Annotated in this window: 9 protein-coding genes; 6 read left to right on the forward strand and 3 right to left on the reverse strand. The window is 66.1% G+C overall.

The annotated features are described in order from the left end of the window. The first annotated feature begins 6 nt into the window (after nt 1–6). The 3 genes from kdpC (at nt 7) to Q1M07_RS01935 (ending at nt 4320) form a co-directional block, all read left to right on the forward strand. Nucleotides 7–582 carry a potassium-transporting ATPase subunit KdpC gene (gene kdpC, locus Q1M07_RS01925; protein WP_300449868.1) on the forward strand — a complete coding sequence of 192 codons (576 nt, stop codon included), beginning with the start codon at nt 7–9 and terminating at the stop codon, nt 580–582. 82 nt (nt 583–664) lie between these two features. Then, the gene (gene corA, locus Q1M07_RS01930) at nt 665–1630 is read left to right on the forward strand and encodes a magnesium/cobalt transporter CorA (protein ID WP_300449870.1); all 966 of its coding nucleotides are present in this window, start codon (nt 665–667) and stop codon (nt 1628–1630) included. After that, nucleotides 1627–4320 carry a DUF4118 domain-containing protein gene (locus Q1M07_RS01935; RefSeq protein WP_300449873.1) on the forward strand — a complete coding sequence of 898 codons (2694 nt, stop codon included), beginning with the start codon at nt 1627–1629 and terminating at the stop codon, nt 4318–4320. Before corA ends, Q1M07_RS01935 begins: the two co-directional genes overlap by 4 nt. On the opposite strand, the gene Q1M07_RS01940 is transcribed toward Q1M07_RS01935, so the two are convergent. The 3 genes from Q1M07_RS01940 to Q1M07_RS01950 are packed head-to-tail and all read right to left on the reverse strand — an operon-like array spanning nt 4313 to nt 8418. Beyond that, the gene (locus Q1M07_RS01940; protein WP_300449876.1) at nt 4313–6187 is read right to left on the reverse strand and encodes a potassium transporter Kup; all 1875 of its coding nucleotides are present in this window, start codon (nt 6185–6187) and stop codon (nt 4313–4315) included. The genes Q1M07_RS01935 and Q1M07_RS01940 overlap by 8 nt on opposite strands. 24 nt (nt 6188–6211) lie before the next feature. Next, entirely contained in the window at nt 6212–6901 is a 690-nt protein-coding gene (locus Q1M07_RS01945; protein WP_300449878.1) for a response regulator, read from the reverse strand. Then, the gene (locus tag Q1M07_RS01950) at nt 6898–8418 is read right to left on the reverse strand and encodes a DUF4118 domain-containing protein (protein ID WP_300449881.1); all 1521 of its coding nucleotides are present in this window, start codon (nt 8416–8418) and stop codon (nt 6898–6900) included. Before Q1M07_RS01950 ends, Q1M07_RS01945 begins: the two co-directional genes overlap by 4 nt. Before the next feature lie 349 nt (nt 8419–8767). Here Q1M07_RS01950 and kdpE point away from each other — a divergent pair, with 349 nt between their 5' ends. The 3 genes from kdpE (at nt 8768) to Q1M07_RS01970 (ending at nt 11120) form a co-directional block, all read left to right on the forward strand. After that, the gene (gene kdpE / locus Q1M07_RS01955; RefSeq protein WP_300449884.1) at nt 8768–9481 is read left to right on the forward strand and encodes a two-component system response regulator KdpE; all 714 of its coding nucleotides are present in this window, start codon (nt 8768–8770) and stop codon (nt 9479–9481) included. Nucleotides 9482–9596: 115 nt separating this feature from the next. Then, entirely contained in the window at nt 9597–10097 is a 501-nt protein-coding gene (locus Q1M07_RS01960) for a hypothetical protein (protein WP_300450222.1), read from the forward strand. Nucleotides 10098–10355: 258 nt separating this feature from the next. Next, entirely contained in the window at nt 10356–11120 is a 765-nt protein-coding gene (locus tag Q1M07_RS01970; protein WP_366983883.1) for a sigma-70 family RNA polymerase sigma factor, read from the forward strand. The last annotated feature ends 67 nt before the right edge of the window (nt 11121–11187 follow it).

The following is an 11187-nucleotide window of genomic DNA, read 5'->3' on the forward strand; positions in this document are numbered from 1 at the left end:
GCCGCAATGAGAACGCTGCTGCGTCCCGCCGTTTCCCTGTTCGTCCTGCTGTCGCTCCTTACCGGCATCCTCTATCCGTTGCTGGTCACCGGCGTCGCCCGCATCGCCTTCCCTGCCGCCGCTGGCGGCAGCCTGATCAACCGCGACGGCAAGCCGATCGGCTCCGCGCTGATCGGGCAGAACTTCACCGACGCGAAGTACTTCTGGGGCCGCCCGTCGGCAACGGCACCGATGCCCTACAACGCCGCCGCGTCGTCGGGATCGAACCTCGGACCGCTGAACCCGGCACTCGTCGCCGCCGTCAGGAGCCGGGTGGAGACGCTGCGCGCCGCCGACCCGGACAACCGGCGACCGGTACCGATAGACCTCGTGACGGCGTCGGCCAGCGGCCTCGATCCGCACATCAGCCCGGCGGCCGCCGACTACCAGGCACAGCGCGTCGCCCGCGCGCGCCATCTCGGGATCCAGGCCGTGCGGCAACTGATTGCCGAAAACACCGAAGGCCGTGATCTCGGCGTCTTCGGCGAAGCGCGGGTGCATGTCCTGCGGCTCAACCTCGCTCTCGACGCGCTGACGCCGTAAACACCGGCGGCCTCGCGAGAGCGCCTGTCGGTGGCGGGAAAAGCGGGCGAAAATGCCACCATGCCAACTGACGGAGCCCCCGATGCTGATCAATTGCATTGCCTACTGCGACGGCAAGAAGCTTGCCGATATCGAGATCGATGAAATCAGCGACTACCTGAAGCGTCCCGACTGCTTCGTCTGGGTCGCGCTGCGCGATGCCACCCCGGCGGAACTCGAAAAGATGCGCGTCGAGTTCGGGCTGCACGCGCTGGCCATCGAAGACGCGAACCACGGTCACCAACGACCGAAGCTCGAAGAGTACGGCGACACTCTGTTCGCCGTGATCCACCTGCTCGAAATGGAGCATCGCGAGATCACGATTGGCGAGGTGAACGTATTCGTCGGCGGCAATTTCATTCTCTCGGTGCGCAACCGCAGCGGCCAGCCCCTGGTGGGTGTGCGCGAACGCTGCGAACGCGAGCCCGAGTTCCTCAAGCAGGGATCGGGTTTCGTCCTCTACGCCTTGATGGATGAAGTGGTCGACCGCTATTTTCCGATCGTCGATAGCCTGGAATCCGAACTCGAAGATATCGAGGAAACCATCTTCGAGCGCGGCGCGGCACGCCACAACATCGAGCGCCTGTACGAGCTGAAACGCCGCGCGACCCTCGTCAAGCACGCCGTGGCGCCGCTGATGGAGGCGGTCGGCAAGCTTGCCAGCAGTCGCCTATCGCCGATCGCGGCCAGCAGCCGGCACTATTTCCGCGACGTCTATGACCATCTGACGCGCATCAACGCCAACCTCGATGCCCTGCGCGACACCATCGGCACGGCCATCCAGGTCAGCCTCTCAACCGTGGCCATCGAACAGAACGACGTCGCCAAGCGCCTGGCCGCCTGGGCCGGGGTCTTTGCCGTCGCAACCGCGTTTGCCGGTATCTGGGGCATGAACTTCAAGCTGATGCCCGAATTGCAGTGGGAATACGGCTACCCGATGGCCTTGGCCGCGATCGCTGCTGCCATGGGCTTTCTCTTCTTCCGCTTTCGGCGCCTGGGCTGGCTGTGACCGAACGTCCCGACCCGGATCGACTCCTGGCACGCGTCCAGGAGGAAGACGCCAAGGAGGCGCGCGGCAAGCTGAAGATCTTCTTCGGCGCCTGCGCTGGCGTCGGCAAGACCTACGCCATGCTTCTGGCCGCTCGTCAACAGCAAGGACTGGGAACGGATGTGCTCGTCGGCGTCGTCGAAACGCATGGCCGCAAGGAAACCGAGGCTCTGCTGAGCGGCCTGGATCGGCTCGCGCCGGCGGAAATTTCCCATCGCGACAAGGTTTTCCGGGAGTTCGATCTCGACGCCGCGCTAGCACGCCGGCCGGCGCTGATCCTGATGGACGAGCTGGCCCATGCCAACGTCGCCGGTTCGCGCCATCCGAAGCGCTGGCAGGACGTGCACGAACTGCTCGCCGCGGGCATCGACGTGTACACGACGGTCAACGTGCAGCATCTGGAAACGCTCAACGATGTGGTCAGCGGCATTGCCGGCATTCGCGTCTGGGAAACGGTGCCCGATCACGTCTTCGACGAAGCGGACGAAGTGGTGCTCGTCGACCTGCCGCCGGACGAACTGCTGCAGCGCTTGAAGGAGGGGAAGGTCTATCTGCCACGACAAGCCGAACGGGCGATCCGCCACTTCTTCCGCAAGGGTAATCTGATCGCCCTGCGCGAGCTGGCGCTGCGCCGCACGGCCGACCGCGTGGACGACGAAATGCTGGCCTACCGCCACGAAACGTCAGTGAGCCAGGTATGGCAAACGCGCGATGCGCTGCTGGTATGCCTCGGACCGGGCAGAGGCGGCGAGCGGCTGGTGCGCGCCGGGGCGCGGCTGGCCGGGCGGCTGGAAGCTCCCTGGCACGCGATCCACGTCGCCACGTCTGGCGCGAGGCCGGAGCCGGAAACGCAGCGGCAGCGCGTCGTGCAAGCGCTCGAACTGGCCGCCTCGCTCGGCGCCGAAACGGCGACACTGGCGGCTGAGGACGCGGTCGCGGCCATCGTCGACTATGCGCGCGAGCAGAACCTCTCGCGCGTGATGGTCGGGCGCGACCACCGGCGCCCCTGGCAACCCTGGTATCGTTCGATCGCCGACCGCATCGGCCAGACCGCGCCCGACCTCGATGTAGTTCAGGCGGCACGCAGCGAGGCGAAGCGCAGCGCAGCGCCGGCGCCTGCCGCGCCACCGACAGCCGGCGATTGGCCGGCCTATCTCAAGGCGGCGGCGATCTGCGCCGCGGCGACGGCGCTCGCGGCGCCGCTCGCTGGCGCGCTCGAGCTCACCAACATCGCCATGTTGTTCCTGCTCGCGGTACTCATCGTGGCCACGCGTCTTGGCCGTGGCCCGGCCGTGGCAAGCGCCTTTCTGGTGGTTGCCGCCTTCGACTTCTTCTTCGTGCCGCCGCGTTTTTCCTTCACGGTCAACGATGCGCAGCATCTCGTGACCTTGGCCGTGATGCTCATCGTGGCCTTGATCACTGGCCAGCTCACGGCACGCTACAAGCAACACGCCGAGGTGGCGACGCAGCGCGAAGCGCGCGCCCGCGGGCTTTACGAAATGGCACGCGACCTCTCGGCCGCCTTGCTGCCGATGCAAATCGCCGAAGCTTGCGATCGCTTTCTATCGCTCGAGTTCGGCGCTCAGGCCGCCTTGTTGCTGTCCGACGCCAAGGACCGTCTGCAAGTGGAAGTGGTCAAGGCCGGAGCGGACGGCGCCGGCACGCCGATCATCGACGAGGGCGTCGCCCGCTGGGCCTTCGATCATGGCGAGGCAGCCGGGCTGTCCACCGACACCCTGCCGGGCAGTCCATTGCTCTACCTGCCGCTCAAGACGCCGATGCGCACACGCGGCGTGCTCGCGATCGCACCGCGCGACCCGCTACGCGTGCGGGCTCCGGAAACGCGTCGTCAGCTCGAGGCCTTTGCCAGTCTGGTGGCGATCGCCGTCGAGCGCCTGCACTACGTCGAGGTGGCGCAAGCCACGCTGCTGCAGATGGAATCCGAGAGCCTGCGCAATTCGCTGCTGGCGGCGATCTCGCACGATCTGCGCACGCCACTGAGCGTACTGGTGGGGCTGGCCGAATCGATCCGGCTGACGCAGCCGCCGCCGACCGAGGCCCAGGCCCGGATTGTCGAGACGCTTGAGGAGGAAGCGCTACGCATGAGCGCCAAGGTCGGCAAGCTGCTCGATATGGCGCGGCTGCAGGCCGGAAAGGTCGAACTCAAGCGCCAATGGCAGCCGCTGGAAGAAGTCGTCGGCGGCGCGCTGGCCGCCACCGACCTGCTCCTGGCCGGACACGCCGTGCACACTGCCTTGCCCGACGGTCTGCCGCGGCTCGAGATCGATGCCGGGCTGATCGAGCGGGTGCTGTGCAACCTCCTGGAGAATGCCGCCAAGCACACGCCGGCCGGAACCCGCGTGGACGTCGGTGCGGCGCTGCGCGGGAGCGAGGTCGACGTGTGGGTGGACGACAACGGCCCGGGTTTGCCCCGCGGGCGCGAAGAGAGCATTTTCCAGAAGTTCGAACGCGGCGCGCGCGCGCGCACGACGCCTGGCGTAGGTCTTGGCCTGGCCATCTGCCGCGCCATCGTCGAGGCGCACGGCGGCAGGATTCGTGCCGAGAACCGCCCCGGCGGCGGCGCGCGTTTCATCTTCTCGCTGCCGCGCGGCGTGCCGCCGACGCTTCCCGAAAACGGCGGAACTACATGACCACCTGCGTGCCCAATTCGACGACGCGATTGGCCGGCAGCCCGAAGAAGTTGGCGGCGCTGCCGCCGTTGCGGAACATCCAGACGAAGAGCTTGCCGCGCCAGTGGCTCATCTCGGTATTCAGGCGGGGAAGCAAGGTTTCCCGACCGAGGAAGAAAGAGGTGTCCATGGGGTCGAAGTGGAGCCCGAATTCGGCGCACCCGGCCAGCGCGTCCGGCAGATTGGGCGGCTCCATGTAGCCGTAGAAGACCTTGACCTGCCACAGGCCGCTGGCCAGTTTCACCACTTCCACCCGGCTGGCCTCCGCTCGCCGGGGGACGTCGAGAATATGGACCGAGACCAGGACGAGGCGCTCGTGCAACACCTTGTAGTGCTTCAGGCTGTGCAGCAGCGAGTGCGGGACGCTGTCGGGGTTGGAGGTGAGGAATATCGCTGTCCCCGGTACCCGTCGCGCCCCGGCGATCGCTTGCAGGAAGCTTCGCGTATCCATCGCGTCCATGGCCAGATGCGCGCTGAGCAGGTCGCGGCCGCGCTTCCAGGTGGAAAGCAGCAGATAGACGGCGAGGCCGAAGAGCAGCGGGAACCAGCCGCCGTCGGCGATCTTCACCGAGTTGGCCGAGAAATAGGCCAGATCGACGATCGCGAAGGGCAGCGCGCCGAGAAGCGCGCGCCAGACAGGCCAGCCCCAGACGTATCGCGCGACGACGAAGGCCAGCAGATCGGTGATGAACATCGTTCCCGTGACGGCGATGCCGTAGGCCGCCGCCAGGTTCGACGAACTGCCGAAGCCGAGCACCAGTACGATGACCGCAAAGAGCAGGCTCCAGTTGATGCCCGCCAGGTAGATTTGCCCCCTCTGCTGATCCGACGTGTGGCTGATCTCCATGCGCGGGGTGAAGCCGAGCTGAATCGCCTGCTGCGTAATCGAGAAAGCGCCCGAAATCACGGCCTGCGAGGCGATCACCGTCGCCACCGTGGACAGTACGACCATCGGATAGAGCAGCCAGTCGGGGGCGAGCAGATAGAACGGGTTGGCGATGGCCTCCGGGTCGCGCAACAGCAGCGCCCCTTGCCCGAAATAGTTGATCACCAGCGCCGGCAGAACCAGGCCAAACCAGGCCCACTGGATCGGCTTGCGGCCGAAGTGCCCCATGTCCGCATACAGCGCCTCGCCGCCCGTCAGCACGAGCACGGCGGCACCGAGGGCAAAGAACCCGAGCATCGGGTTGTCGTCGAAGAAACGGACGGCGTGCCACGGCCCCAGCGCGCGCAGTACCGCCGGGTCATGGGCGATGCTCAGCAGGCCGAGCCCGCCCAGGGTGAGGAACCAAAGCACCATGATCGGCCCGAAGAACGCGCCCACGGCGGCGGTGCCGCGACGTTGCACGGCAAACAGGCCGACCAGGATCGCCAACGAAATCGGTACGACGTAGGGCTTGAAGGCCGGTGTCGCGACTTCCAGACCCTCGACCGCCGAGAGCACGGAAATGGCCGGCGTGATCACCCCGTCACCGTAGAAAAGGGCCGCCCCGAAGAGGCCGAGAACGATGATCAGCCGGCGCTGCCACGAGCCCGGCGCGATCGGCCGCAGGGCCAGCGCCATCAAGGCCATGATGCCGCCTTCGCCTTTGTTGTCGGCGCGCATGATGAACAACACGTACTTCAGGCTGACGACGGCCATCAGCGACCAGATGATCAGCGAGAGAATGCCGACGACGTTGTCAGGGGTGATCGGCACCGGATGGTGCGCGCCACCGAAGACCTCCTTGATCGCGGACCGGGGACTGGTGCCGATATCGCCATACACGACACCAAGGGCGGCCAGCGACAGGCTGGCCAGACGGCTCTCGCCGGTGTTTTCGGACATGATGCTTACCTCTTGCTTCAGGATTCAGGATTGAAAGCGATAGCCGACACCGGTCTCGGTGAGAATGTGTTGCGGCTGGGTCGGGTCCATCTCGAGCTTCTGGCGTAGCCGGCCAACGTAGATGCGCAGGTAGTGGCCCTGCTCGCTGCGCCCCGGCCCCCAAACTTCCCGGATCAGGTGGCGATGCGTCAGTACCTTGCCGCTGTTGGCTAGCATCACCGCCAGCAGGCGATACTCGATTTGCGTCAGGTGAAGCTCGACGCCGCCCCGGCTCACGATGCGCCGCGACAGATCCACCTCGACATCGCCGAAGCGATGCAGGGGACTCGCCTCGCCGGCTTGCCAGTGGCGTCTCAGCAAGGCCCGTACGCGCGCCAGCAACTCGCCCACGCCGAAGGGTTTGCAGAGATAGTCGTCGGCACCGGTATCAAGGGCGGCGATCTTGTCACGCTCCGTCGAGCGCGCGGAGAGGATGAGAATCGGCACCATCGACCAGCTACGCATGTCGCGGATGAATTCCATGCCGTTCATGTCCGGCAGCCCCAGGTCGAGGATCACCAGATGCACCTGGCCACGAGCAAGCTCGTCCAGGCCTTGGCGCGCCGTGGCCGCGGCGAACGCCGCGCAGCCCTCGCGGCGCAAGGCATCGCAGACGAAGCGGCGGATTTGCGGTTCGTCCTCGACGACGATGACCTGCGCCATCGTCTCGTTCATGGCGTACCCTCGTCGTCCATGGCGGGAGGCGTGCCAAGAGGAAGGGTGAAACGGACACGGGCACCGCCGGGGCGGTTCTCGGCGACGATCGTGCCACGGTGCGCGTCGACGATGGCCTTGCAGATCGCGAGTCCCAGCCCGGTACCGGCGACGGCCGGCTCGCGCTCGCCCCGGGCAAACAGGTCGAAAACCTGGTCGATGCAATCCGCGGGAAAACCCGGCCCGTCATTGCCGATAGCGATTTCCAACGCCTCGCCGCACGTGCGTGCCAGCACCTCGATGCGCGCCCCCGGTGGGGAATACTTGACGGCGTTCTCCAGCAGGTTGCACAGGACGCGTTCGAGCAGCACGGCGTCGAACTCGACGAGCGGCAAGTCCCGCGGCACCTGGATGTCAAGCCTGCGGCTGGCGAGAAGACCCGCCAGCAGGCGGATGCTGGAGCCGACGATCTCCTCGAAGGCTTGCCACTCCTTGTTCAGAGTGATGCTGCCGGCCTGCAGGCGGGCCATTTCGAGCAGGTTGGACATCAGGCGATGCATGGCATGCGCCTGGTCACGAATGATCGCCGCCGTCTCGATGGCGCCTTCGTCGAGCGCCGGCTGCCGGTGCACGAGGGTATCGGCCAGCCCGACGAGACTGGTCAGCGGCGTCCGCAAGTCGTGCGACAGCGACGACAGGATCGATGCGCGCAACCGCTCCGCGGAGACCCGCAGTTCGCTGTCCTGGGCAGCCTCGGCGTAATGCAGCCGTTCGAGCGTGATCGCCAGCAGCGAGGCCACCGCTTCCAGCAGGGGTCGCAGTGCGCGCACCCGCTCGACGTCGTCCGACCGTGGTACCAGAGCCAGCACCCCGAGGACACGGGTCGGTGCCACGAGGGGCAAGAAGACGATCGCCACGCCCATGCCGGCCAGAGGATCGGTTTCGACGACGGTGCCGCGTTCGTAGGCCGACCGCGCGAAGCCCTCTTCCAGATCGTTCAGGTGGTGGCTGCCGTATTCGTGGTAGGAGAACCCCTTGCTCGAAGCGTCGGCGACCAGAACCGTCGCCTCCAGCTCGACGGCACCGAGGAACTGCCGAGCAATTCCGGCAACCCGGTCGGCCGTCAGGGCGCCGCCCAGATCGCGTGCCAACTGGTAAAGGAGACGCGTCTCCTGTTCTCGAGACTGCGCCTCGACGGTCCGCTCGGAAAGCAATGCCGCCAGATGCGACGAGATCAGTCCAACGGCAAGCATGACCGCGAAAGTCACCAGATACTGCCCGTCGGCGACGGCAAATGACAACTGTGGCGGGACGAAGAAGAAATCGAACAGGGCCACCCCGAGGAAGGCCGCCATGACCGACGGGCCGCGTCCCAGCCACACAGCGGCGACGAAAACCGTCAGCAGAAAGATCATCACGATGTTGGCGAGATCGAGCAGCCCACGCAAAGGAAGCGTGCCCAGCGTGGTCAGAGTGCAAAGCGCGGCAGCGACCAGATACGGTGCACGGCGCCAGCGGGAGGACGACTCGGTATTCATGGCCGGCAAATGGGCTGGAAAGGAAATGCTGTCAGTGTCCGGAATGCGAAGTAAAAATGGTGTAAACATTTGCCGACGGGGACGCCCCCGGCCCCCGGCCAACGCCGTCGCCAGGGGCACCCCGAACCGCCAGAGTCATTCTGTCGGGGGCTCCTCTTTGCTACTATCCACCTCGTTTGACCCGCCCGTGCCGCGTGGGGCGCTCCGCCGTCGCAGGCAGCGCCAGCGCGGCAGACTCCCTGGTCCGAGTCGGTAAGCGTGCCCAGAACCTCTTCCCTCAACGCGAGTGTCCTGACATGAAGCACCTGGAAGTGCGGCAAGCGACATTCGGCGCGCCGCGGCACGCGCCATGACGGCGTCGACGATGGGCATCGTCGTCGTCGAGGACGAAGCCAACATCCGGCGCTTCGTCAAACTGGCGCTCGAAAGCGAGGGTTTTCAGGTCTTCGAAGCCGACAGCGTCAAGCGTGGCCTGATCGAGACCGGCACGCGCCGCCCGGACCTGGTGGTGCTCGATCTCGGCCTGCCCGACGGTGATGGCATCGACTTCATCCGCAATCTGAGAAACTGGTCGGAGATCCCGGTGCTCGTCCTCTCGGCGCGCACGCCCGAGATCGACAAGGTGGCGGCGCTCGATGCCGGCGCCGACGATTATCTGACCAAACCCTTTGCTGCCGCCGAGCTGCTTGCCCGCGTACGCGCGCACCTGCGCCGCCGCAGCCGTAGCGGTAGCGGCAGCGGCACGACGCTCGCCGAGTTCGGGTCGATTCGCGTCGACCTGGCGCGGCGCACCGTCGAACGCGACGCTGCGCCCCTCCACCTGACGCCGATCGAGTATCGGCTCCTCAGCTATCTGATCGCCAATCCGGACTGTGTGCTGACCCACCGCCAGATCCTGAAAAACGTCTGGGGCCCCGGGCACGCCGAGGACAGCCACTATGTCCGCGTCTATATGGGAAACCTGCGCCGCAAGATCGAGGACGATCCCGCCCGACCGAAGCACCTGCGCACCGAAGCCGGGGTCGGCTACCGTTTCGTCGGCGCGTTGCCGGGCGAGTCATGAGCGACCCATGCTGGCTGAGCCGCACCGCTGCCGACGACGCGCAAGCGCGGCGCAGGCCGAAGTTCGGCAAGCCATTCCGCCCGGCGCGGCGACCTATCCTGCCAAAGGACTGAACATGCCCTTTACGCCTTTCCACGTGGGACCTGGCTTGCTGGTGAAGGCACTCCTCCAGGGAAGCTTTTCGCTACTCGTCTTCGCCTGGGCGCAAATCGTCATGGATATCCAGCCGCTGGTCGTCCTGATGACAGGCGAAGGGCACTTGCATGGTTTCTCGCACACCTTTGTCGGCGCCACGCTGATTGGTCTCGGGTCGGCGCTCACTGGAAAGTACGCGGCGGAGTTCGGGCTTCGCCGCATGGGTCAGTTTCGTTACCTGCCGATCAGTTGGCCGGTCGCGGGCAGCAGTGCGCTCATTGGTTCGTACAGTCACGTGCTGCTCGATGGGGTGATGCATGCGGATGTTCAGCCACTTTCCCCCTTCCTCCTGGACAACCACCTGTTTGGCTTCGTGTCCGTTACGGAACTTCACAAGTTCTGTCTCTACAGCGGGATCCTTGGTATTGGCCTGTACTTCGCCATCTCGCGTTGGCTTCGCAGCCGCAACCGGGATGGGTGACGCTGAGCGAAAGCTCGCCGGCACAGCCTGTCGACGCCGTGCCGCTTCCGTCGCGACAGCGGCCTCGACCTCGGCGCTCTGCCAAACCTCCTCCTGCATCCGGCGCCCATAGCGGCTGCCCTTCTCCATGACGCGCGCCTGCCGGCTGTTTGGTAGACGCCCCGCCCGGCCACCGCGAAAGGACAAGTTGCGGCGAGCTGACGGCAGCGGATTGTTGCGCCTCGAGGCTTGCGTATAAACTGGCGGAGGCGTGACCCATTGCGCGCCGCCTGGCGGCCACTCGGCAAGGCGACCGCCTCGACCCTGGAGAGATATCCCGCCCGTGCCCGTCACCCGCCACGCCTTCCGGTCGCCTGCCTGGGACCGCGTCGCCGCATGATCGCCAGCGACTTCGCCGGCGGCGAGAAGCCGCCGGCCGCGCAGCGCCGCGAACTGCCGCCGGCCGCCGCGACGATCACCGCCGAGTTGGCCGGTTTTCGGCGCGACATGCTGCGCTTTGCCGTGTTGCAGTTGCGCGACCAGGCGACGGCCGAGGATGCGGTGCAGGAAGCGATGTTGTCCGCACTCGAAGGGGCCGACCGCTTCGCCGAGCGGTCCAAGCTGAAGACCTGGGTGTTCTCGATCCTGCGCCACAAGATCGTCGATATCATCCGGCGCCGGGCACGCGAGCCGAGCTACGAGCACCCCGAAGAGGAAATCGACGAGGAGGACTTTGCGCCGCTGTTCAAGACCAACGGTCACTGGCAGAGCGACGCGCGGCCGTCGGATTGGGGTGACCCGGAAAAAAACTTCGAGAATCAGCGCTTCTGGACCATCTTCGATAGCTGTCTGAACCGCCTGCCGGCAGGCACGGCGCGCGTTTTCATGATGCGCGAGATGCTGGGCCTGGAAACCGAGGAAATCTGCCAGGAACTCTCGATGAGCAGCAACAACTGCTGGGTCGTCCTGCACCGGGCGCGCATGGGTCTTCGCCTGTGCCTCGATCAAAAATGGTTTGCCGCCGGCGACGGGAGCAGACGATGATGAACTGCCGGGAAGCCGCCCGCCTGATGTCCGACGAACTGGACCGCGAGCTTGCCGCCAGCCGGCG

Origin of the sequence: Accumulibacter sp., from assembly GCF_029255285.1 — a bacterium.
Taxonomy (GTDB): Bacteria; Pseudomonadota; Gammaproteobacteria; order Burkholderiales; family Rhodocyclaceae; genus Accumulibacter.

Bases quoted from the DNA above. Each gene is read 5' to 3' on its own strand.
- kdpC (WP_300449868.1), top strand. From the start codon at position 7: ATGAGAACGCTGCTGCGTCCCGCCGTTTCCCTGTTCGTCCTGCTGTCG.
- corA (WP_300449870.1), top strand. From the start codon at position 665: ATGCTGATCAATTGCATTGCCTACTGCGACGGCAAGAAGCTTGCCGAT.
- Q1M07_RS01940 (WP_300449876.1), bottom strand. From the start codon at position 6,187: ATGTCCGAAAACACCGGCGAGAGCCGTCTGGCCAGCCTGTCGCTGGCC.
- Q1M07_RS01945 (WP_300449878.1), bottom strand. From the start codon at position 6,901: ATGAACGAGACGATGGCGCAGGTCATCGTCGTCGAGGACGAACCGCAA.
- Q1M07_RS01950 (WP_300449881.1), bottom strand. From the start codon at position 8,418: ATGAATACCGAGTCGTCCTCCCGCTGGCGCCGTGCACCGTATCTGGTC.
- kdpE (WP_300449884.1), top strand. From the start codon at position 8,768: ATGACGGCGTCGACGATGGGCATCGTCGTCGTCGAGGACGAAGCCAAC.
- Q1M07_RS01960 (WP_300450222.1), top strand. From the start codon at position 9,597: ATGCCCTTTACGCCTTTCCACGTGGGACCTGGCTTGCTGGTGAAGGCA.